The sequence below is a fragment of the Sphaerisporangium sp. NPDC049002 genome (assembly GCF_040649355.1).
Classification (GTDB): domain Bacteria; phylum Actinomycetota; class Actinomycetes; order Streptosporangiales; family Streptosporangiaceae; genus Sphaerisporangium.
The window spans coordinates 22361-44111 of record NZ_JBEZFH010000033.1 but is presented as its reverse complement, the minus strand read 5'-3'; the positions used below and the strand labels follow the sequence as shown (position 1 = coordinate 44111).

The following is a 21751-nucleotide window of genomic DNA, read 5'->3' as shown; positions in this document are numbered from 1 at the left end:
GTCGGAGGTGACGGTCAGCGTGGGTGGGGGGCCGAAGTCATCGGTGTTCTCGGAGGAGGTGAAGACCCGGTAGTTGTTGCTGGTTGTTTCTGTGGACCCGCGCGGACCATCCCGAGGTCGCCCGGGCCGCCGACCCCGCGCAGGCGCGCACGATCACCTGGAAGGCCCTGTCGACGCACTTCCCCCGGCAGCGGGAGGTCTGGGCGCCGGGTGCGGGCGAGACGATCGCCGACCTCAGCCTCTCGGCGTTCGACCGGGTGACCAAGCCGGCCGAGGGGCATCACGCCATGCCGATCCTCGCGCGGCTCCTCACCCGGTACCGGGGGATCTTCAGCTCGCCGAACTGGATGCTCGGGCCCGAGGCGGAGGTCTGGCTGCCGTTCGCCGACCCCGATGTGATCGCCTGCGCCCTTCGCGTGCCGCTCAGCGCGCACGAGGGGAACTCCTACTATCGGGCGATGCTCGATCACGGCGCGCCGGACGTGGCCCGGCTGCCCTCGACCAACGATCCCGGCGAGCGGCCTGAGCCGGGCCCGCAGCGCAAGACCAGCCCGGCCGCGCTGGCCTCGCTGGCCGAGAGCATCGCCGGCAGCGACGAGGTGTGCGCGCTGCTCGGCCCCCGCCTGCTTGCGGCGCTGCGCGACCCCGAACTGCGCGCGCGGCAGACCCGATGGTCAGGGCCCCTCTACGTACTCCAGTGGGCGAGCATGCTCGCTCGCTGGCAGGACGAGTATCGCTCCCGTCTCAGCTGGGAGCCCCTCACGTGACCAGTGATTACTCTGGAACCCCTGCCTGACCGAATAAGTCCAGAAAGGGTAAGAATGCGGGCATTACCCCCACGCCTACTGCTGATCATCGGCGCCGTCCTCACGGGCCTCGCGGTGATCGCTCTGGTGCTGCTGTCCGCTGCGGGAATCGTGGAACCTGCCTCGGCCGTCCAGATCGCCCTGTCCTTCGCGATCCTGGCCATGGCGGCCATGATCGTCGCGGACGGGCGCAGGACCGACGGCAAGGCCCTGCGAATCGACGCGCGGACCAAGCGCCAGGACGCCGCGCTCGCGAGGACCGAGCAGGCCCTCGCCCAGCTCGCGACCGAGCTCGAAGGGCTGCCAGGCCGCCTTGAGGACGCCGGCCGCCACCAGGCGCGCGTCCTGCTCTCGGCGCTCGGCGAGGACCGTATGGAGCTCACCGCGCAGACCGACCGGCTCGCCCAGCTCGCGAGCGCCGTCGCCCGGGTCGACGCCACCGTCAGGCAGAGCGCCGACGACCTCGACGACCTGCGCAAGCTCCGCCACGACCACGAGCAGTTGACCGGCCTCACCGGCACCGCCGTCCAGGGCCTACGCGACCTCGCCGAACGGCTGGACGCCCTCGGCGGTACGGTCCGCGAAGGCCAGGCCGACCTGGCGAAGTCGGCGCGCCAGAACTACGCGCAGCTCGAAGCGCTCATCGACATCCGGGCGCTGCTCCAGCCCCGCGCCCCGCTGCCCCGCCTCCGCGGCTGGGCGGCCTCCCCGGACGTGCTTCGCCTGCTCATCGAGCGGATCGCGGTGGATCGTGCCAAGGTCGTCGTGGAGTGCGGCAGCGGTTCTTCCAGCGTCTGGCTCGGCTACGCCGTCCAGCGTTTCGGCGGCGGCCGGGTCGTCGCCCTGGAACACGACGAGCGGTTCGCCGAAGCGTCGAGGGACCTCGTCCTCGCCCACGGGCTGCAGGACGTCGTCGAGATCCGCCACGCGCCGCTCACCTCCTGGACCCCGCCGGGCGACGGCGCCGAGACCATTCCCTGGTACGACCCCCGGGCCGTCGCGGATCTGAGCGACATCGGGCTCGTCTTCGTGGACGGGCCTCCGGGAGCCACCGCCCAGCTGGTGCGCTACCCGGCCGTGCCCGTGCTGCTGCCGCACTGCGCCGCCGACGCGTGGATCGTCCTGGACGACACGAACCGCCCGGGCGAGCGCGAGGTGGCCGACCGCTGGCTCCTGGAGTATCCCGAGCTGGCCGGCACGGCCCACCCCGCCGAGAAGGGCGCGATGGTCCTCAGGCGGAGCGCCGTATGAGGTGCCGACCCGTCCTGGCCCGGTCGACCGAGCGGAGGCCGGGATGACGGCCGCGCTCGTGCCGGCCGGGATGACCGCCGAGCTGAGCAGGGCGGGCGGGAAGGTCGCCGTGGCCGTCGCCGGGGTGGACGCCGGCGACCTGGACGGCCTGTTCCCCGGCGTGGCCTTCGAGGTGGCGGACATGGACGGCATGGGCCCCGAGCCGTGGGTCATGTCCGATCCCTCGGCCGTCGTCGTGGTAGCCGGGACCCCCACCGACCTGCGCCGGGCGGTCACGCTGGGGGGAGCGCTCCCAGCGGCCCCCTGGATCGGCGTGATCGTCGTCGACGCGCCGCCGTGGTGCGACGCGCCTGGCGTCCCGCTGTCGCCCGGCCTCGGCCGGCGCTTCCTGCGCGACGTGGGAGTCAGCCGGTACGGCCGCACCGGCTGGCGGGTCAAGGCGCGCTTCACCCAGCCGCAGCCCGCCGGGGAGGTCGCGGCGGCCGTGGCGAGGAGCTTCGGCGGCCACCATCTGAGCGGGTACGCGCTCCCCATGGCCGGGCTGGCCGGCTCCGGGCTCGCAGGCTGGCGGCCCGGCGACCCCAACGTGACCTTCTCGGACGGGCGTGGCCCCCTCCCCGACCGCTCCGACGTGCCCACCGCCGACCTGGCCATCCGGGCCGTACCGGCCGCCCCGCCACCGGCCGTCTCCCCCGACCCGACGGCACCCGACGTGACGGCACCCGACCCGACGGCACCCGAGGCGACCGCGCCGGACGTGACGGCACCCGAGGCGAGGGCTTCCTGGACCGACGGCCGGGTTCCGGCCGTGGACCGTCTCGCGGACGCCACCTGGGAGCGCTTCGGCTCGCCCGGCGGCTACCAGGCGCTGCGGGACGCTGCCTTCGACCCCGACGCCGTGCCTCCTGTCGACGAACGGTCGGTCAACCCGCGCGGCTTCCTCAAGTCACCGGCGGGCGAGGTGGCCGACCTCGCCCAGCACGACGGCCGCTGGGAGGTCAGGGCCGAGGGCCGGACGCTCGTACGCCTGGCCGCGTCCGGAGGAGTGACCGACGCCGACGCCGCCCGCCTGCGGCGCCTGCGCGGGATCCGCGTCGCCTGGCGGCCCGCCCACACCGGGCCGATCGCCGCCGTCCGCGCCGTGGCCGGTCTCGCCGCGGCGGGGGTGCCCCTGCTGTCCGGCCCGCCCCCCGCCTGGGCGGCGCGGGCGCTCGGGCCGGGGCTGGCGGCGCGGCTGAGCGCCGCGACCGAGCACGAGCTCGCCGACGCCCTGCGCCGGGAGGAGCACAGCGTACGGCTGCGGCGGCTGGCCCTCGCGACCCACGGGACCGTGGCCCGATGGCGCTCGCTCTCCGCGCGGGCCGGGATCGCCCTGCCCGCGGAGCCGACGATCTCCGTCATCATGTGTACCCGGCGCGGTGACCTCGTGCCCTTCGCGCTCGGACAGATCGCGAGGCAGCGCGGGGTGGACCTTGAGGTCGTGCTCACGCTGCACGGGGTGTCCGCGTCCAGTCCCGAGGTGGCGCGGGCGATCGCGGCCTTCGACCGGCCGATCACGGTCGTGGAGGCGGACGCGAAGCTGCCGTTCGGCATCGTGCTCAACCAGGCGGCGGGGCGCGCGACCGGCTCGTTCCTCAGCAAGTGGGACGACGACGACTGGTACGGCCCCGATCACCTGGCCGACATGATGCTCGCCCAGTCGTACTCGGGGGCCGAGCTGGTGGGCGCGGCCTCGGAGTTCTTCTACCTGCAGACGATCGACGTGACCATCCGCCGCGACTGGTCCAGCGAGACGATGTCGAACCACGTGGCGGGCGGCACGTTCGTGGTGGCTCGTTCGGCCTTCGAGGCCCTCGGCGGCTTCAGGCCGGTGGCGCGCTCCGTGGACGTCCAGTTCTTCCAGGACCTGCTCAGAGCCGGCGGTGCGATATACCGGGCGCACGGCCTGGGTTTCGTCGCGCGCAGGGCGGCGAGAGGCATGCACACCTGGCAGGAGCCGGTCGGCTACTTCCTGGCCAGGGCCAAGGACCAGTGGCGGGGATTTCGGCCCAGCAGATTGATGGAGTTGGAACAGTGACACAGCCGACCGAGCACAGGGCGCCGGCTCAGCCGAGGATCCGGCACAACGACTACGGGGTGCTGAGGCCGCCGGCGATCGGGACCTGGCAGCCCCGGCTGTCGGTCAGCGTGGTGATCGCGGCCTACGGCCACCAGGACAAGCTCGACCTGACCCTCGCCGCCCTCGCCGCCCAGAGCTACCCCCGGCACCTGATGGAGGTCGTGGTCGTCGACGACGGGACCGTCCCCGCCCTCCGCCTCCCCGAGATCGTCCCCGAGAACACCCGGCTGATCACCACGGAACCGGGCTCGCGCGGCCGGTCCGACGCCCGCAACGCCGGGCTGGCGCTGGCCGGGGGCGACGTCGTCCACTGGCTGGACGCCGACATGGTCACCTTCCACGACGAGGTCGAGGCGCACATGCGCTGGCACCACCTCGCCGGATACCTGGTGGTGATGGGCTACGTGCGGTTCGTCGACCACCGGCCGGGCACCCCGACGCCGGCGGACGTGCACGCGGCTGTCTCGGCGGGCGCCGCGGACAAGCTCTTCGACGAGGCGGCGAGCGAGCCGCACACCTGGATCGTCGACCTGGCCGAGCGCACCGACGGGCTCCGCACGGCCGGCGACTCGGCGTACCGCGTCCACGTGACCAACGCCGCTTCTGTGAACGCCCGGCTGCTGCGCGAGGCCGGGCCGCTGGACACCGGGCTCGTCCTCGGTGAGGACACCGAGCTGGGCTACCGGCTCGCCCAGGCGGGCGCCGCGTTCGTGCTGGCGCCCGAGGCCCGCAGCCGCCATCTCGGCACCTCGATGATGATGCGCGACGGGGAGCAGGTCAGGCGGTACAACCAGGTCTTCGTGCCCGACCACATCCCGCAGATGCGGTGGCTGCGCGCCCACCCGCGCCGGCAGTGGCTGGTGCCCTACGCCGAGGTGGTCGTCGAGGCCGAGGGGGCGTCGTACGAGGACACCAGGGCGACGGTCGACGGCTTCCTCGCCAGTTCGCTGAACGACATCCAGATCACGCTCGTCGGACCGTGGGACTCGCTGCGGCAGGACAGGCGCAACCCGCTGGACAGCCCCGACCTCGACCTGCTGCTCCTTCGCGGGCTCTACCGAGGCGACCCCCGGGTCCGGTACGCCGAGCACGTGCCCGCCACGGCGGCGCCCTCGTCGTTCCGCATGCTCTGCCCCGCCGGGTGGGTGCCGGGCCAGGAGACGCTGCGGCGGGTGGTGGATCTCGCGGTCGAGCACGGGTACGGGCTGGTCAACATCGCCCTCGACGAGGTGGACGAGGTGATCACGGCCCGCCTCGAACACACCGGCGCCTTCGCCAGGGCCTCGCTGGTGCGCGCCGAGGGTGAGCCCCTGGACGACGCCGTCCACGACGTGTACGGCACGCAATGGCTCGACGGTGGGACCATGGGGTTCCTTCCGGCGGCCGAGGCCGAGCCTCCCCGGCGCGGCAAGAGCGAGGACCCGGCCCTCAAGCGGGAGGTGGCCAGGCTGCGGGCGGAGAACGCCCGTCTCACCGACCAGCTCGCCGCCCTGAACAGCGAGGCCGCCGCCCGCGAGGCCGCGGACTCCCCGGCGAAGCCGCCCCGCCAGGCAGGCCCGAAAGCCCTGCTCAGACGCCTGCGCTGAGCGGGGCCGTGCGGGGCGCCTAGGGGACGGGGCGGAGGTCTCCGCCGACGATGTCGCCGAACAGGCGGACGGAGACCCCGCTGCCCGCGATCCAGCCCAGGAAGTCGTCGAGCACCCGCGGGCTCACGCCGAACTCGTCACACGTGTCGCACACGTTGTGGAACTGGTAGGTCACCAGGCCGCCCCCGCGCTGCTCCGCCTGGAGCACGTAGGACTTGAGGACGTCGAGCGTCACCGACCGCCGTACGGCCGGCAGGGTGCGCAGGTGGTAGGCGTCCATCGTTTTGACGTCCTCGAACCGGGCGCACTTCGGGCAGGCGTCGCTCGGCGGGGCGATGCCGCCCGACCTTCGCGCGCTGTTGTACCCGCAGCTCTGGACGACGGCGACGGTCGCGGGGTCGAACATGCCGTACGGGTAGGCGAACGAGCGCGGCTTGTACCCCATGGCCAGCAGGGCGCGGCGGTCGCCGCAGATCTCCCGGCGTTTCGCGGCCTTGGAGAGGGTCGGCAGGCGGGGGTGGGTGAGGGTGTGGCCGCCGATCTCGTTGCCCGCGGCGGCCAGCCCGTCCACCTGCGCCTTCGTGAGCCGCTTGGGCCTGCCGAGGAAGTCGCTGTTGATGTAGAACGTGCCAACCAGATGGTGCTCGCGTAGAAGATCACCCGCGACCGCCTGGGTGGCCCAGGCGTCGTCGAAGGTCAGGGACACGACCGTCTTGGCCGCGTTCGGAGGGTTCCGGTGGGCTTCCCCGCCACAGGCCGCCACCAGCGCCAGCAGCCCGGCCAGTGCCACGGCGACGCACCGGGAGGCTGAGAGGGTCACTTCCTCTGCTCCTTTGTGAGTCCTCGCACACGCAACCGGGTCACCGTATCGGACAATTTTCGGCTTTCAGCACGTATCGCAGAAGGGAGTATGACCAGACAGGCGGAACACAGGTAAGACTGTGCTCATGGAAACGCACGAGAACCTTCTCTCCGGGCCACCGCCCACCCAGCTTCCGGACAGCCCGGAGGCCAGAGAGGCCCTGGAGTCCGGCGCCAAGGCCAGTGACGTCGCCGCGCGCTTCCCCGCCTATACGGCGGCCTGGGCGGCGCTCGCCGACGAATACTTCGCCGCCGGGCACGCGGTGACCTCCTACGCCTTCGCCCGCACCGGCTATCATCGGGGCCTCGACCAGCTGCGGCGCGCGGGCTGGAAGGGTCACGGCCCCATCCCCTGGGAGCACGAGCCCAACAGGGGGTTCCTCCGCTGTCTCAACGCGCTCGGGCGGGCCGCCCAGGCGATCGGCGAGAAGGACGAGGCCGAGAGATGCGCCCAGTTCCTCCGTGATAGCAGCCCAGAAGCGGTAAAGGTGCTCAGTTCCCAGTAAGCCGCGCTTGGGCGGCATGAGCCTGCTCGGGTAGTCTCTCAACGCAAGAGCCCCTGTCGCACTTGCGCCAGGGGTTTCGTTTTTGTTGCGCGGGAGTTAACCATGCCGGCTGTCGTTCTTGTGGGCGCCCAGTGGGGCGATGAGGGCAAGGGTAAGGCCACCGACCTTCTGGGCGGCCAGGTCGACTATGTCGTCCGCTACCAGGGGGGCAACAACGCGGGCCACACCGTCGTCATCGGTGACCAGAAGTACGCGCTCCACCTGCTGCCGACCGGCGTGCTGTCGCCGGACGTCGTCCCCGTGATCGGCAACGGCGTCGTGATCGACCCCGGGGTGCTCCTCGCGGAGATCGACGGGCTAAAGGAACGCGGCATCTCGTGCGACCGGCTGCTGATCTCGGCGAGCGCGCACTTGATCATGCCCCACCACAAGGCGCTCGACAAGGTCACCGAGCGCTACCTCGGCAAGGCCCGCATCGGCACCACGGGACGCGGCATCGGCCCCGCGTACGGCGACAAGATCGCGCGCATGGGCGTGCGGGTGCAGGACCTGCTCGACCCGGGCATCCTCGGCAAGAAGATCGAGGTCGCGCTGAACGAGAAGAACCAGGTGCTGACCAAGGTCTACAACCGCAGGGGCATCGACCCGGCGAAGGTCCTTGAGGAGTACCTCGGGTACGCCGAGCGGCTCAAGCCGCACATCGCCGACACCTCCCTGATCCTCAACAAGGCGCTGGACGACCACAAGGTCGTGCTGCTGGAGGGCGGCCAGGGCAACCTGCTCGACATCGACCACGGCACCTACCCCTTCGTGACGTCCTCCTCGCCGACGTCGGGCGGCGCGTGCGTCGGCTCGGGCATCCCGCCGACCCGGCTCACCCGGGTGATCGGCATCCTGAAGGCGTACACCACGCGCGTCGGCTCGGGCCCGTTCCCGACCGAGCTCACCGACGAGATGGGCGACTGGCTGCGCACGACCGGCGGCGAGTACGGCGTGACGACCGGCCGCAACCGCCGCTGCGGGTGGTTCGACGCGATCATCGCCAGGTACGCCACCCGGATCAACGGCGTGACCGACTTCTTCCTCACCAAGCTCGACGTGCTGTCCGGCCTGGAGCGGATCCCGGTCTGCGTCGCGTACGAGGTCGACGGGGTGCGCCACGACGAGATCCCGATGACCCAGACCGACTTCCACCACGCCAAGCCGATCTACGAGGAGCTGCCCGGCTGGCAGGAGGACATCACCGAGGCGAAGTCCTTCGACGACCTGCCGAAGAACGCCCAGGACTACGTGAGGGCCCTGGAGGAGCTGAGCGGTGCGCCCATCTCCGCCATCGGCGTCGGCCCCGGCCGCACCCAGACCCTCTCCCTGCGTCCCCTGGTCTGAGGCGAGCGGGCCGTCCGGGCCGCGGACGGCCCGTCCCGTCGCTGCCGCAGGGGTCGGAGCGAGAGGCCGGCGAGGAGCGCGGCCCCCGCCTGGACGCGGTCGAGGCAGGTGAGCGATAGGGTGCGCCATTGTGCAGGTGGAGATACACGGCCACCGGGGGGCACGGGGCCTACGCCCGGAGAACACCCTCCCGGGCATGGCCTACACGCTTGAGCTCGGCGTCCACGCGATCGAGTTCGACGTCGCGCTGACCGCCGACGGGCAGCTCGTGCTCACCCATGATCTGACCGTGTCAGCCGTGACCAGCGCGGACACCGTGCCTGCGACGCCGGGGGACCCCGCGTTCCCCTACGTCGGCAAGCCCATCCGCTCCCTGTCGCTCGCCCAGTTGCGCACGCTCGACGTCGGGGTGCGCCATCCGAAGGGCGAGGCCGACCGCTTCGTCCGCACGCAGGTCCCGATCCCCGGCACGCGCATGCCCACGCTCGGCGCCGTGCTCGGGCTGGTGAGCGCGTACGGCGCCGACGGCGTGCGGCTGAACGTCGAGCTGAAGTCCGACCCGACCCGGCCCGACCTCTCGGCCGACCCCCGGCGGCTGACCGAGCTGGTCGTGGCGGAGCTCGACCGGCACGACCGGCTGGACGGCGCGGCGATCCTCAGCTTCGACTGGCGCGTCCTGCGCGTCGCCCGCGATCTCGTGGCCACGCGCTACGCCCTGGTCGAGAAGGCGACGCTCGATCCCGAATGGCTCGGCCTCCGCTACAAGGAGGACTTCGGTGGCGACATCGCCGCCGCGGCGGCCTCGATCGGGGCCACCACGCTGTCCCCCGACCGGGTGCTGGTCGGCGAGGAGCTGATGGCCCGGGCGGCGAAGGCGGGGCTTCCCGTCGCGGTGTGGACGGTCAACGACGTCGAGGAGGCGTCCCTGATGATCGACCTCGGAGTCGCGGGTATCGTCACCGACTACCCCGACCGGATGCGCGAGCTCTGGGCCCAGCGCGGCCTCCCCCTCCCCGAGCCCGCCGCCGCCCTCCGCCACGCGCCCGCCTGACACTTCTGCCCCTTTCCGGCGAGTCACAACATCAACTGGAGTGCTCGCGGGAGTATTGTGCGAAGAACTGAAGTGGCAGCATCGATCACCTGGTGTCAGGACGCCGCGTACGGGAGGTCACCAATGCACGGGGAGCCACAGATTTCGAGCTGGGCGGCCGAGCGGTTCGGGGAGCGCGCCGCGTCCGTCCGGGGGCAGCTCGCCGCGTCCCTCCTGGAGGCCGCGGGGAACGCCCAGGACGCCCAGAAGTCATCGAGAAGCGACAAACGGTACGCGTACGGCTCCACCCTGATGGCCCGCCGCTACGAGGCCCTGGTCGACGGCTTCAAGAACGACCCGGGGTTCCAGGTGGTCAGGCCGTACGGCTCGCCCCACCACCTGGTCGTGCTCAACGGCAACCTGCTCCTGCCCTTCCGCTACGCCGAGGACGACACCACGCCGATCACCGAGGCGCGGGTCAGCGACGGGCGGGTCTCCGCGCTCGTCCGCGAGCTTTTCACCCGCTTCGGCCCCACGACCACCTACCACCAGGAGGTGCTCGACCTCGCGCTCGCGAGCGACGACGAGGACGCCCAGCTCGACGAGCTGACCGCGGCGCGGCCCCTCCTCGCGCAGCTCCCCGCCGACACGCGCCTGATCCCGGTCGCCTACGCCGCGAACGCCCAGGCCAGCCTGTTGAAGCTCTACTGGGGCGAGGCCGAGCTGATCGACGACATGGGCCGGATCCACTGGCTCCACTGCGAGCAGATCCCCCTGCTCACCGCCCTGCCGTGGGTGTCGCAGGGACTGCCGGTGGCCGAGCCGGACGTGGCCGAGCGCTTCGACCGCGGCGCCGAGCCCGACCTCACCCTCGTCCGCCGTCCCGCGGTCGAGCGCCGGAATGCGATGATCTTCCCCGTGAACAGCGAGCCCACCGACGACCAGCCGATCGCCGACGCCGATGAGCGACCGTAAGACCGACCGTGGGAGACCGACTCCGCAGGCGGTGGCCGACGGCTTCGACCAGGCCCGGCTGACCCAGGCGCGACGGCTGGCGGGCATGACCAAGAAGGACCTCGCCGAGCGGGTGGGGGTCACCCCGGCGGCCGTCGGGCAGTACGAGACGGGCATGACCCACCCCAGGCCCGACCTCATCCCGCGCCTGGCGGGCGCCCTCGGCGTTCCCCTGGCGTTCTTCCTGTCGGGCCGGCCGCACGCCAAGCTCGACGGGTCCATGGCCCACTTCCGCAGCCTGCGCTCCACCCGCGTCCACCAGCGGGCCAAGGCCGTCGCGTTCGTCGAGCAGGTCTGGGAGCTGACCCACGCGCTGGAGAAGCGCGTACGGCTGCCGCACGTCGACCTTCCGGGGTTCTCCGGCGGCGAGGTCCACTCGGGGGTGGAGCTGCCCCGCGACCCGGCCGCCGCCGCCCGCGAGCTGCGACGGCACTGGGGGCTCGGCACAGGGCCGATCTCGCATCTCGTCCGCCACATGGAGGCCCACGGCATCGTCGTGGTGCTCCCCCCGCCCGACGAGGACGCCACCACCGTCGACGCCTTCTCGACCTCGCAACTGCCCCGGCCGATCGTCGTGCTGACCGCCAACCGCTTCGACGACATCCACCGCTACCGCTTCACCGCCGCCCACGAGCTGGGCCATCTCGTCCTCCACGGCGACACCGCCGCCGGGGACGTCCAGCAGGAGCGCGAGGCCGACACGTTCGCGGCCGAGTTCCTCACCCCGCGCGACAGCATCCTGCCCGAGCTCCCCCGGCGCCTCGACCTGCGGCGGCTGGCCGAGCTCAAGCACGTGTGGGGCGTCTCGATCAGCTCACTGCTCTACCGCTGCCGCGAGGTCGGCCTGCTCTCCGATTCCTCGGCCAGCCGGGCGTACCAGCGGCTCGGCGCCCTGCGCGACCAGCCGGGCTTCGCCGGCGAGCCCATCACCGGCTACCCGGGAGAGCACCCGGTCCTCCTGCGGCAGGCCTTCGACCTGGCGTCGGCGGAGACCGACCTCACCATGGCGAGGCTCGCCACCCAGCTCGCCTGGCCGCTCCCCCGCGTAAGAGAGCTTCTCGGCATCCGCGACCAACGCCCCAAATTGGTGATCGTCCCCTGATGGCGATCCCCCTGAACCGTCGCGGCAAGGGGGTGCGTTAGCCTCGACCACGACATCGCGGGAGTCCGGCGCACCGGGCTGAGAGTGCGGCCGGAGCGGCCGCAGACCGCTCGAACCTGACCGGGTCATGCCGGCGTAGGGAGTCTGTTCCGATGACGACGTTCGAGCCGGCCGTTTCGCATGCGCGCCCGTACAGCGAGGAGCTGTGGGAGGCCATCGAGCCGATCTACACCGCGATCCTGGACCATCCGTTCATCACCGGGCTGGTCGACGGCACCCTGCCGCGTGAGGCCTTCCGGCACTTCGTGGTGCAGGACTCCCACTACCTGCGGGAATACGCGCGGGCACTGGCCCTGTGCGCGGCCAAGGCGCCGACCGAGGACGACGTACGGGCCTTCGCGGGCGACGCGGTGGGAGCGATCGCGGCGGAGCAGGAGATGCACGCGGAGTTCATGGCCCAGCTCGGCGGTTCCCCGGCACAGGCCGCGGACCTACCGGTGGGCCCGACCACCCGGGCGTACACGAGCTACCTGCTGGCCACGGTGTACGGCGGGTCGTTCCTCGACGGCCTCGCGGCGGTGCTGCCGTGCTACTGGATCTACGCCCGCGTCGGCGAGGCGCTGCTGGCCAAGTCGTCTCCCGACCCTCTCTACCGGCGCTGGATCGCCACCTACGGCGACGAGGCCTTCCAGAGCGTCGTCCGCCGAGTGGTGGCCCTGACCGACCGGGCCGGGGAAGAGGCCACCCAGCGCCAGCGCCTGCGAGCCCGGGAACACTTCGTCACCACATCCCGCTACGAGTGGATGTTCTGGAACGCCGCCTGGCACCAGGAGTCCTGGCCCATCTGACAGGGACAGCGCGGGCGCCCTCCAGAAGGACGGGGCACCCTGGCAAGAAGCGCCCGGATCGGTCCGGAGGCGGCGCATCGGGTGGGCGTGGTAACCGTGCACGGGCCCGTTCTGGTAGGGGTGTGGTCAGTGGGCCGGGAGGTCGTCCAGTTCGGCGGTGAACAGCAGGGCGGGGTCGACTTCCACATCCGGGACAGCTACATCCTGAAGAGCCCTGCGGGAGCGCGGCGTCCTTCCGGTCGACTACCGCACCGGGGACGTCGCCGCGCGCGTCCGCGAGCTCGCCCCCGGCGGGGTGGACGCCGTCTTCGACCACGTCGGGGGCCGCGGCGTCGTCGACTCCTGGCGCCTGCTCGCGCCCGGCGGCACGCTCGTCTCCTACGGCAGCGCCTCCACCCGGGACGACAAGGGGTCCAAGCAGTGGCCCGTGCTCAAGCTGCTCGGCCGGGTGTGGCTGTGGAACGTGCTGCCCAACGGCCGCCGCGCCTACTTCTTCAACGTCTGGGCCGGGCGGGCCCTGGCCAAGAACCGGTTTAGGTCCCGGCTGCGCGCCGACCTCACCAAGGTCTTCGCAGCACTCCAGCGCGGTGAGGTCACCGCCCAGATCGCCGCGCGGCTGCCGCTCACCCGCATCGCCGACGCTCTGCGGCTGGCCGAGTCCGGCACCGTCGCCGGAAAGATCGTGCTGACCCCGTAGCGCGCGTCCCTGCCACAGCCACCGGCCGAACGCGCTTGCCTCCCCCACCCGAAACACGAGGAACCGCCATGACCGCCACCCACACCACCACGGAGGACCGCCCGTCACACGTGGTGATCGGGCGGCCCACCGATGCCTTTCCAGGTTTCATTCCTTGGGAGGCAGGAGCCGGCGTGTCGCCTCCAGCTCCTTCTTCAGTGCCTTCACCTGCTGTTCCAGCTCCAGGATGCGGCGGATCGCGATCAGCGTCATGCCTTCCCCGGTCAGCTCCGCGACGTACTGGACACGGTTGATGTCGGCGCGCGAGTAGCGGCGCTGGCCGCCCGAGGAGCGCTGCGGGCGGACCACTTCGAACTCGTCGAGGCGGCGCAGAAAGGCCTGCTGGACGTCGAGCATGCCGGCGACCTGGCCCATGGAGTACAGCGGGGCGTGGTTGTCGTCGATGGGCAACCTGGACATGTGTGCCTCCATGGTGAACGGGCCGGCGCCCGTAGCGGCACCGGCCCATCGCTCGCGGTCACCTCACGGGCGGATCGCCCTGGTGTCGCCGCGCTGGATCTCGACCTTGCGTGGCTTGGCCTTCTCCAGCACGGGGATGCGGATCTGCAGCACCCCGTTGTGGTAGGCGGCGTCGACGCGGTCGCTGTCGAGGTGCTCGGAGAGGTAGCCGCGCCGGGTGAAGGTGCCCATGACGCGCTCGCGCACGAACAGCCGGTCGTCCTCCGACAGCTCCTCATGGCGGCTGGCGCTGACCGTGAGCACGCCGCGGTCGACGGTGACCTCGATCGAGTCGGGGTCGATGCCGGGAAGATCGAAGCGCAGGACCACGTCGTCCTTCCTGCGGATGCCGTCGAGCGGCATGGCCCCCTGGGCGCTTCCCTCTCCCCAAGTGAGGGCGCCACGGGTGAGGCGATCAAACTGGCGCTCGACTTCCTGAACGAACGGGTCGATCGACGTCAACAGCATCTCCGGAACCTCCTCGCTTGTCGGTGTAGCAGAAATCTCTAACTACAGCTGTAGGTTACCTCTCTCTAGCGATGCATGCAACTCCTAATCGGGATTGGAGAGAAGCCGTGTCGCGTGCCCCTCCGGGGCGGGAGGGGCAGGCGGAGGTCAGCGGCAGGTGGCGCCGTTGAGCTGGAAGGACGTCGGAGCCGGGTTGGCGCCCTGGTGCCGTTGAAGCCGATGGTGACTCCATCCCCGGGAGCGATCTCGCGGTTCCACGTGAAGGCCGTCCGGTCGGAGGCGGCGGCCCAGCGCAGCGCACGTAGTTGTTGAACACCTGCACCGCCTCGGGCGTGCCCGGGGCGGTCGGCAGCGTCAACGGCGGGCTGCCCGGCGCCGGCGCCTGCCGGAAGCGATGTGACTTTCAGGATTGCCGGCGGAGGGTCAGAGCCAGCTGTTGCGGCGGAAGCCTCGGTAGAGGAGGGAGCAGATGACGAGCATGACGCCGATCACGAGGGGATAGCCCCACATGGCGGACAGCTCGGGCATGTGCTTGAAGTTCATGCCGTAGATGCCGGCGATCATCGTGGGCACCGAGATGATGGCCACCCATGCGGAGATCTTGCGCATGTCCTCGTTGGCCAGGGCGTTGGACCTGGCGAGCGCGGCCTGCAGGATCGAGTTGCACAGCTCGTTCGACGACTCCACCTGCTCGCAGACCCGGGAGAGGTGGTCGACGACGTCACGGAAGTACTCGCGCATCTCGGAGGGGATCATGCGGCGCTGCGGCAGGGCGCCCAGCGGCGTCTGGAGCGGCGTCACCGCGCGCTTCATCTCGATCATCTCGCGCTTGAGCTGGTAGATGCGGCCGATGTCCCGCGAGCTGACGTCGGCGAAGACGGCGGCCTCGACCTCCTCAAGCTCGGCCTGCATCAGGTCGGCGACGCAGAGGTACTTGTCGACGACGAAGTCGGCGATGGCGTGGAGCACGCCCGCCGGGCCCCTTGCCAGCAGCTTGGGCTTGTCCTCAAGGCGCTCGCGGACCTCTGCGAGCGGGCAGTGCTCGCCGTGGCGCACGGTGACCACGAAGTCGGGGCCGACGAACACCATGATCTCGCCGGTGGCGATGATCTCACTGGAGGCGGTCAGCTCGTCGTGGTCGAGGTAGGCGATGGTCTTGAGGACGACGAAGAGAGAGTCGCCGTACCGCTCGACCTTGGGCCGCTGGTGGGCCTTGATGGCGTCCTCGACGGCCAGGGGGTGCAGGCCGAAGACCTCGGCCAGCCACTCGACCTCGGGGGCCTCCGGCTCGTGCAGCCCGACCCAGACGTACGCGTCGTTGATCTCGGAGGAGGCGTTGTGCTCGCGGACGAGGCTGACGGCCTCCGGAATGCCGGAGACGCGGACCCGCTTGCCGGCGACATAGGCGCCGAACTCCACGAGCGAGTCACTGGGCGGCACGCAACGGCCGTTCATCGTCTCGCGGCGCACCACGGCCACCGACGACGAGGTGCCGAGCCGGACGTGGGTGGTGCGCGGGTGGAGGTTGATCCGCTGGAAAAGCGTGGACGAGCGCATGGCGGTCCCTTCCCGCCCGACCTCGCGGAACCAACGCGCAAAAAAGTAATAGTGCGACAGACGTCACAGGAAATAGGCGCGCGTGGCTCTCAGTCGGACACCGAATTGGAGTGGTCGGGTTTGCGCACGACGTACGTGCGCGAGCACGTACTGCTGGGATCACCAGAAGTCATCCCGATTCCACCTCCAATCGCTAAGAGACGGCCCAAAGCTGCCCCAACTTACCACAGCCAGGCTTCATTACCTAGCCTACACGGCCTTCGGATTCCTCGATCATCTGGAAGCCGGCAATTCCCCTCCGCCCGCCGCACATCGCCCGCCGGGAAGTGGCCGGAATGCCTTTCACCTGCGCGGACGTCCTCGCGGTCCGGTGACCCCAGGCCCGACCCGTAGACTCCCCAGGTGCGCGTTCTTGTGATTGGATCCGGCGGCCGCGAGCATGCCCTGTGCCGAGCGCTCGCGCTCGACCCCGCGGTCTCCGAGCTCCACTGTGCTCCCGGCAACGCCGGCATCACCTCGGTGGCGACGACGCATCCCGTCGTGCCCACCGACCCCGAGCAGGTCACGGCGCTGGCCCGTCGGCTGGGCGCCGAGCTGGTCGTCGTCGGGCCCGAGGCGCCGCTGGTGGCGGGCGTCGCCGACGCCGTACGAGCGGCGGGCATCGCCTGCTTCGGCCCCTCCAAGGAAGCGGCGCGCATCGAGGGGTCCAAGGCGTTCGCCAAGGACATCATGATGTCCGCCGGCGTGCCGACGGCGGGAGCGCGCGTGTGCGCGACGCCCGAGGAGGCCGAGGAGGCGCTCGACGCGTTCGGCCCGCCGTACGTCGTGAAGGACGACGGGCTGGCCGCCGGCAAGGGCGTCGTGGTGACCTCCGATCGCGCGGAGGCACTGGCCCACGCCGCGGCGTGCGAGCGCGTGGTCGTGGAGGAGTTCCTCGACGGTCCCGAGGTGTCGCTGTTCGCCCTGTGCGACGGCACGACCGCCGTCCCCCTGCAGCCCGCGCAGGACTTCAAGCGCGCCTACGACGGCGACGAGGGCCCGAACACCGGCGGCATGGGCGCGTACACGCCGCTGCCGTGGGCGCCGGCCGGGCTGACCGAGCAGGTCATGGCCGAGGTCGTACTCCCGACCATGGGCGAGCTCGCGCGGCGCGGCACACCGTACACCGGGGTGCTGTACGCCGGCCTGGCGCTGACCGAGGCGGGGCCGAGGGTCATCGAGTTCAACGCGCGCTTCGGCGACCCGGAGACCCAGGTCGTGCTCGACCGGCTGGAGACCCCGCTCGCCGGCCTGCTGCACGCCTGTGCGACCGGCGCCCTTTCCACGCAGCCCGCGCCGCGCTACCGCGACGGCGCGGCGGTGACCGTCGTCATCGCGGCCGAGAACTACCCCGCCGACCCCGTCAAGGGCGACCGCGTCGAGGGTCTCGCGCCTTCCGTGAAGGACGCGTACGTCATCCACGCCGGTACCGCGCTCGACGAGGAGGGCAGGGTCGTGTCGGCGGGCGGGCGGGTGCTCAGCGTCGTCGGCACCGGTCCCGACATCGCCACGGCGCGCGCCGCCGCGTACGAGCAGGTGGGGCGCATCCGGCTGCGCGGCTCGCACCACCGCTCCGACATCGCCGCACGGGCGTGACCACGCCGGTGATCGCGAACAGGTAGCGCCGGACGGGGAGATCGCGATAAGCCGTGGGCAGAGCGATTCCCTGGAGGGGCGTATGGCAGCCGACCCGGCCGTGCACGACAGCGAGGCGCCGGACATCAGCGGGGTGCCCTCGGCGAGCCAGAAGGACGAGGGCCAGAAGGACGTGCTGCGCCGGCCCGGCGTGTGGCGTATCCACATCGCCTCGCGCGGTGAGGAGATCCAGGCCGACGCCTCCCGGTGCCTGCTCTCGCGTCCGGGTGAGCCGGGCCTCGACGTGCTGCACGCCACGATCGAACGCCACCTCGCGACGGCCGAGCGGTACGCGAGGGACCGCCAGGGCTGGCGGCGCTGGCTGACCGGGCAGGCCATCGAGGGGGCCTGGGCGAACATCTACGGCGCCACCATCCTGCTCTACGGCCTGCTCCCGGCGAACGAGCTGAACGCGCGCGCCCCCGAGGTGCTCGCGACCGGCCACGCGTACCTCCCTTCGGACGATCCCCGGCTCAGCCGGCTCGCCGCACGCGCCGCCGCGGGCGACATCGACGAGCGGGACCGGTCGCTGTTGCAGTCGGTGCTGAGGGCGGGGTACAATGCGGCCTCCATCGAGAGCGGGAGGGTGCGCAGCTTCCGCAACATGCTTGTCGGCGGGGTGGTGATCCTCACACTCATCGTCGCCGGACTGGTCGCCATCGGCGCCGTCTGGCCCCACGCGATTCCGATGTGCGGGAACGGGACGCTGCTCGCGAGCTTCGGGCCGAGGGACAACCAGGTGTGCCCTGCGGGCAACGGCGCCCCGACGCCCGGCGACGTGCCGCTGGTCGCGCTCATGGGGATGCTCGGCGCGGCGCTCGCGACCGCCGCCAGCCTGTCGACCCGCTCGGAGCTCTCCACGCGGTACTCGCTGGCCGTCGCGCAGAACCTGCTGAAGGCGCCCGCGGGGGTGGCGACCGCCATCGTCGGCCTGCTCATCCTGAACTCGGGGTTCGTGCCGGGCTTCGCCGGCCTGAGCTCGCAGACCTCGATCCTCGTGTGGGCGATGGTGTTCGGATACGCGCAGCAGGTGGTCACGCGATTCGTGGACCAGCGCGCGAACACGTTGCTGCACGCGGCCTCGCCGAACGCGCCGACGAACCCTCCCTCGCGCTGAGTGATCAGGGCTTTTCTGGGCAGCGCAGTGGAGTCAAAGTGGCCGGGCCAGCATCCCGAAAGAGCTACTGTGGGCGGATAACTTTGCCGCCGTCCGCTTGACCAGGCGCGTCATTTCCCAGATTTCGAGGAGCCTCATCATATGGTTCGTTACCGCGTGCGCGGTGGCAACGCCCTGCGTGGAACCGCCTTCATCCAGGGAGCCAAGAACGCCGTTCTCCCGATGATCGGTGCGGCTCTGCTCGCCGCCGAGGGCCGTACGGTCCTCCGCAACGTCCCGATCATCGAAGACGTCCGGCGGGCGCTCGAACTGGCCGAGGCCGTGGGCGCCAAGGTGGAGTTGCACGAGGCCGAGCGCACTCTGGTCATCGACGCGTCGCGACTCACCAGCGCCGTGCTGCCGGCCGAGATCGCCCGTCGCTTCCGCGGATCGGTGCTCTTCGTGCCCGCCCTGCTGCACCGCCTGGGCGAGGCGATCATCGAGGGCGTCGGCGGGTGCAACCTCGGCAGCCGCAACCTCGACTTCCACTACCTGGGCTACAAGCGGCTCGGCGCGGTCGTCGACGAGGGCGAGAGCGTCATCCACGTCAAGGCCGCCGGGCTCACCGGCGCGCCGCTGTACCTCGACACGCCCTCCCACACGGGCACCGAGAACCTCATCATGGCGGCGGCCCTCGCCAAGGGCACCACCATCATCGAGAACGCCGCGCTCGAACCCGAAGTGCTCGACGTCATCGACATGCTGACCAAGATGGGCGCCCGCATCAGCGGCGGCGGCACCGGCTTCATCACCGTCGAGGGCGTCGACGAGCTCACCGCCGTGGAGCACCGCGTCATGCCCGACCGCCTCGACGCGGGCGTGTTCGCGATGGCCGCCGCCATCACGGGCGGCGAGGTGAACCTCGTCGGGGCGTCGCTGGAGCACCTCGGCGTGGTCCGGTGGAAGCTGGAGCAGATGGGCGTCGAGTTCGCCACCGACGGCGCGGTGCTCCACGTGCGGCGCGACCGGCCGCTGCGGCCGATCAACGTCATCACCGACACCTACCCCGGCTTCGCCACCGACCTCCAGTCTCCGATCATGACGGTGGCGTGCCTGGCCGACGGCGCCAGCTACATCCACGAGCGCATCTTCGACGGGCGGTTCGCGCTGGCGGGCGAGCTCAACAAGATGGGCGCGCACATCGAGGTCGAGGGCAGCCGCGCCGTCGTCCACGGCCACACCTCGCTGGCCGGCACCGACGTGACGGCCCACGATCTGCGCTCCGGCATCGCGCTCGTGCTCGCGGGCCTGGCCGCCGAGGGCGAGACCGTCGTCTCGCCCGGATACCTCATCGACCGTGGCCACCACGACCTCGCGGCGCGTATGAAGGCCCTGGGTGGAGATGTGGTAAGAGAGATTTCCTCTACGTCGTGACTGAGCCCGTAAACCGCCTCTGACCTGTTCATATAACCATCTCCGCCATGCCTGATCGGCATAGGCCGGCGGCATTCCGGCAAATCCGGGCGTGACATTAGTGCCTCGGCGAGCGATCGTTCCAAAGAGGACTAGACCGGATGGGAGAGAAACCCGAGCCGGGAACGCCGTCAGCCGCCTTCCGGCGCCCTGATCGGCGGTCCCCGCGAGGTGGACTCGACCAGTGGATTTCGAAGAGGAAACCACGCCGGGCGCGCCGCCGGGCCGTACATCACGGCTCGGGGACCGCACGGTGTGGCGGCCTCGATCAGAGGTATGGCGGGATGGGACGAACATTGGTCGAGAGGGCCGAAGAAACTCCGCGAGGGTCACGCGTTGGCGCGTCGGCCCCGGACCTCACCATCGGGGTGGTGGGACCCCACGACCTTGTCGAACGAGTGATGCTCATGGGCCACGCGGCCGCGCCGGTTCCGTGCCGGCTGGTCGCCGCGGCCTACCGCGACGAACAGGAGGCGGCCGACAAGGTGGTGAGGCTCGGCCCGGGGGTGGACGCCTGCCTGTTCGCCAGCCCCGTGCCGTACGAGCTGGCCAGGCGCTCGGGTGTGCTCACGATCCCCGCGACGTACGTGCAGCTTGGGGGGCCCGCCCTCACGGCGGCGCTGGCAAGGGCCGCGCTCGACGAGCGCATCGACCCGCGGCGGGTGAGCATCGACGTGCTCAGCCGTTCGGACGTCGAGGAGGCCTACGCCGACCTCGGCCTGCCGACCGCGGGGGTGCAGACGCGCGAGGAACCGGGCGCGACGGGCACCATCGCGGCGTATCACGAGCGCCTCGTCAGGCAGGGTGGCACGACAGGGGCCCTGACGTGCCTGCCCGGGGTGGCCGACCGGCTGACGGCAGCGGGCGTGCCCACGGTGCGCATACGGCCGACCTCCGCGGCGGTGCGCACGGCGCTGCACACGGCGGCGTTGCTCGGCGCGCACCACCGGCTGGAGGAGTCGCAACTCACGGTGGTGCTCATCGAGGTGCCGACGTTACGCGAGCCCGTACGGCGGGCTGCACCGAGATACTGGCGTGACGAGCTGAGACTGTCCCTGCACCGGCTGCTGGTCCAGGAAGCCAATCGGATGAACGCCGCCGTATGGGCGATCGACGACCACAGTTACCTGGTGACGGCGACGCGCGGTTCGATGGCCGCCGCCACCGACGGGTTCCGGGTGCTCCCCTTCGCCGCGCGCATCCGCGACGACCTTGGGCTGGCGGTGGAGGTGGGCGTCGGCATGGGCCGCACCACCCATGACGCGGAGACGCACGCGAGGGCGGCTCTGGCCCGCACGCAGGCCGGCAAGCAGCCCCAGGGCTTCGCGGTGGACCGCGAGGGCCGCACGCTGGTGCCCGCGCCCCGGATGCCTCCCCAGGCGCCTGGGCAGGGCAGGCCGAAGGGCGTCGAGGTGCTCGCACGGCTGGCCGCCAAGCTGGAGGGCGGCGACACGATTGTGGACGCGGAGAGCGCCGGGCGCATGCTCGGAGTGACTCCCCGCACGGCTCGGCGTCTGTTGCGCACGTTGGTCGACGAGGGACTCGCGTGGCCGCTTCCGCCGAACCGCACACCACAGCCTGGCCGTCCGCGCCAGCTGTACCGCCTCATCGTGGAGAAGCTGGGCCCCCGATAGCAGTGTCACCGCGGGTCATTCGCGTGGGGCGGATGACCCGCGGCGGGCATCCCGGAAGGGACGCGGCTGTGATCTCACAGGGCTGTGGACGGCTTCACGGGCATGGGCGGCTTCATGTGAACATATTGGTTCGAACATGTGGACG

Annotated in this window: 19 protein-coding genes and 1 riboswitch; of the genes, 15 read left to right on the top strand and 4 right to left on the bottom strand. The window is 71.3% G+C overall.

Features of this window, described 5'->3' with window-relative positions; all coding sequences use genetic code 11:
- Positions 1–83 precede the first annotated feature (83 nt).
- The 4 genes from AB0B89_RS10150 to AB0B89_RS10135 are packed head-to-tail and all read left to right on the top strand — an operon-like array spanning position 84 to position 5762.
- Positions 84–767: a hypothetical protein gene (locus AB0B89_RS10150; protein ID WP_358550650.1), complete on the top strand. Its 684-nt coding sequence runs from the start codon at positions 84–86 to the stop codon at positions 765–767.
- Between the two features lie 54 nt (positions 768–821).
- Complete coding sequence (locus AB0B89_RS10145) at positions 822–2057, top strand: class I SAM-dependent methyltransferase (protein WP_358550648.1); 1236 nt, start codon at positions 822–824, stop codon at positions 2055–2057.
- 43 nt (positions 2058–2100) lie between these two features.
- On the top strand, positions 2101–4134 hold the full coding sequence (locus tag AB0B89_RS10140) for a glycosyltransferase (RefSeq protein WP_358550646.1): 2034 nt from the start codon (positions 2101–2103) through the stop codon (positions 4132–4134).
- On the top strand, positions 4131–5762 hold the full coding sequence (locus tag AB0B89_RS10135) for a glycosyltransferase (RefSeq protein WP_358550644.1): 1632 nt from the start codon (positions 4131–4133) through the stop codon (positions 5760–5762). Before AB0B89_RS10140 ends, AB0B89_RS10135 begins: the two co-directional genes overlap by 4 nt.
- Positions 5763–5781: 19 nt before the next feature.
- Here AB0B89_RS10135 and AB0B89_RS10130 read toward each other — a convergent pair whose 3' ends face one another.
- Positions 5782–6582, bottom strand: coding sequence for a polysaccharide deacetylase family protein (locus AB0B89_RS10130; protein ID WP_358550642.1), 801 nt, complete (start codon positions 6580–6582; stop codon positions 5782–5784).
- A gap of 127 nt (positions 6583–6709) precedes the next feature.
- Between AB0B89_RS10130 and AB0B89_RS10125 the strand changes: the two genes are divergently transcribed.
- The 7 genes from AB0B89_RS10125 to AB0B89_RS10095 all read left to right on the top strand — a co-directional run bounded on the left by AB0B89_RS10125 (position 6710) and on the right by AB0B89_RS10095 (position 13206).
- Positions 6710–7129, top strand: coding sequence for a DUF3151 domain-containing protein (locus AB0B89_RS10125; protein WP_358550640.1), 420 nt, complete (start codon positions 6710–6712; stop codon positions 7127–7129).
- A gap of 102 nt (positions 7130–7231) precedes the next feature.
- Positions 7232–8515, top strand: coding sequence for an adenylosuccinate synthase (locus tag AB0B89_RS10120; protein WP_358550638.1), 1284 nt, complete (start codon positions 7232–7234; stop codon positions 8513–8515).
- Positions 8516–8645: 130 nt separating this feature from the next.
- Positions 8646–9566 (top strand): glycerophosphodiester phosphodiesterase family protein, encoded by a 921-nt coding sequence (locus tag AB0B89_RS10115; protein ID WP_358550636.1) that lies wholly within the window; start codon positions 8646–8648, stop codon positions 9564–9566.
- Positions 9567–9689: 123 nt separating this feature from the next.
- Positions 9690–10520, top strand: coding sequence for a hypothetical protein (locus tag AB0B89_RS10110; RefSeq protein WP_358550634.1), 831 nt, complete (start codon positions 9690–9692; stop codon positions 10518–10520).
- Positions 10507–11661, top strand: a complete 1155-nt coding sequence (locus AB0B89_RS10105; protein WP_358550632.1) for an XRE family transcriptional regulator — start codon at positions 10507–10509, stop codon at positions 11659–11661. Before AB0B89_RS10110 ends, AB0B89_RS10105 begins: the two co-directional genes overlap by 14 nt.
- 47 nt (positions 11662–11708) lie before the next feature.
- Positions 11709–11821, top strand: a riboswitch (TPP riboswitch).
- A complete protein-coding gene (tenA, locus tag AB0B89_RS10100) occupies positions 11814–12509 on the top strand; it encodes a thiaminase II (RefSeq protein WP_358550630.1) in 696 nt (231 codons plus the stop codon). Its footprint overlaps the riboswitch before it by 8 nt.
- A 214-nt stretch (positions 12510–12723) precedes the next feature.
- On the top strand, positions 12724–13206 hold the full coding sequence (locus tag AB0B89_RS10095) for a zinc-binding dehydrogenase (protein WP_358550654.1): 483 nt from the start codon (positions 12724–12726) through the stop codon (positions 13204–13206).
- 147 nt (positions 13207–13353) lie between these two features.
- Here the strand turns inward: AB0B89_RS10095 and AB0B89_RS10090 are convergent, their stop codons facing one another.
- The 3 genes from AB0B89_RS10090 to corA form a co-directional block, all read right to left on the bottom strand.
- Positions 13354–13665, bottom strand: a complete 312-nt coding sequence (locus AB0B89_RS10090) for a MerR family transcriptional regulator (RefSeq protein ID WP_358550628.1) — start codon at positions 13663–13665, stop codon at positions 13354–13356.
- A gap of 63 nt (positions 13666–13728) precedes the next feature.
- Complete coding sequence (locus tag AB0B89_RS10085) at positions 13729–14172, bottom strand: Hsp20/alpha crystallin family protein (protein WP_358550626.1); 444 nt, start codon at positions 14170–14172, stop codon at positions 13729–13731.
- A 423-nt stretch (positions 14173–14595) separates the two neighbouring features.
- Positions 14596–15729, bottom strand: coding sequence for a magnesium/cobalt transporter CorA (gene corA, locus AB0B89_RS10080; protein WP_358550624.1), 1134 nt, complete (start codon positions 15727–15729; stop codon positions 14596–14598).
- A 402-nt stretch (positions 15730–16131) separates the two neighbouring features.
- Between corA and purD the strand changes: the two genes are divergently transcribed.
- From purD to AB0B89_RS10060, 4 genes are all read left to right on the top strand, one after another.
- Positions 16132–17364 carry a phosphoribosylamine--glycine ligase gene (gene purD / locus AB0B89_RS10075; RefSeq protein ID WP_358550622.1) on the top strand — a complete coding sequence of 411 codons (1233 nt, stop codon included), beginning with the start codon at positions 16132–16134 and terminating at the stop codon, positions 17362–17364.
- A gap of 82 nt (positions 17365–17446) precedes the next feature.
- Positions 17447–18520, top strand: coding sequence for a hypothetical protein (locus AB0B89_RS10070; RefSeq protein ID WP_358550619.1), 1074 nt, complete (start codon positions 17447–17449; stop codon positions 18518–18520).
- A gap of 141 nt (positions 18521–18661) precedes the next feature.
- Positions 18662–19933: a UDP-N-acetylglucosamine 1-carboxyvinyltransferase gene (gene murA / locus AB0B89_RS10065; RefSeq protein WP_358550617.1), complete on the top strand. Its 1272-nt coding sequence runs from the start codon at positions 18662–18664 to the stop codon at positions 19931–19933.
- A 440-nt stretch (positions 19934–20373) separates the two neighbouring features.
- The gene (locus AB0B89_RS10060; RefSeq protein WP_358550652.1) at positions 20374–21606 is read left to right on the top strand and encodes a transcriptional regulator; all 1233 of its coding nucleotides are present in this window, start codon (positions 20374–20376) and stop codon (positions 21604–21606) included.
- Positions 21607–21751 lie beyond the last annotated feature (145 nt).

What these genes read in the sequence shown, in the direction of transcription:
- AB0B89_RS10145 (WP_358550648.1), top strand. Translation starts at nt 822, where the DNA reads ATGCGGGCATTACCCCCACGCCTACTGCTGATCATCGGCGCCGTCCTC.
- AB0B89_RS10140 (WP_358550646.1), top strand. Translation starts at nt 2,101, where the DNA reads ATGACGGCCGCGCTCGTGCCGGCCGGGATGACCGCCGAGCTGAGCAGG.
- AB0B89_RS10125 (WP_358550640.1), top strand. Translation starts at nt 6,710, where the DNA reads ATGGAAACGCACGAGAACCTTCTCTCCGGGCCACCGCCCACCCAGCTT.
- AB0B89_RS10120 (WP_358550638.1), top strand. Translation starts at nt 7,232, where the DNA reads ATGCCGGCTGTCGTTCTTGTGGGCGCCCAGTGGGGCGATGAGGGCAAG.
- AB0B89_RS10110 (WP_358550634.1), top strand. Translation starts at nt 9,690, where the DNA reads ATGCACGGGGAGCCACAGATTTCGAGCTGGGCGGCCGAGCGGTTCGGG.
- AB0B89_RS10105 (WP_358550632.1), top strand. Translation starts at nt 10,507, where the DNA reads ATGAGCGACCGTAAGACCGACCGTGGGAGACCGACTCCGCAGGCGGTG.
- tenA (WP_358550630.1), top strand. Translation starts at nt 11,814, where the DNA reads ATGACGACGTTCGAGCCGGCCGTTTCGCATGCGCGCCCGTACAGCGAG.
- AB0B89_RS10090 (WP_358550628.1), bottom strand. Translation starts at nt 13,665, where the DNA reads ATGTCCAGGTTGCCCATCGACGACAACCACGCCCCGCTGTACTCCATG.
- AB0B89_RS10085 (WP_358550626.1), bottom strand. Translation starts at nt 14,172, where the DNA reads ATGCTGTTGACGTCGATCGACCCGTTCGTTCAGGAAGTCGAGCGCCAG.
- corA (WP_358550624.1), bottom strand. Translation starts at nt 15,729, where the DNA reads ATGCGCTCGTCCACGCTTTTCCAGCGGATCAACCTCCACCCGCGCACC.
- AB0B89_RS10070 (WP_358550619.1), top strand. Translation starts at nt 17,447, where the DNA reads ATGGCAGCCGACCCGGCCGTGCACGACAGCGAGGCGCCGGACATCAGC.
- murA (WP_358550617.1), top strand. Translation starts at nt 18,662, where the DNA reads ATGGTTCGTTACCGCGTGCGCGGTGGCAACGCCCTGCGTGGAACCGCC.
- AB0B89_RS10060 (WP_358550652.1), top strand. Translation starts at nt 20,374, where the DNA reads ATGCTCATGGGCCACGCGGCCGCGCCGGTTCCGTGCCGGCTGGTCGCC.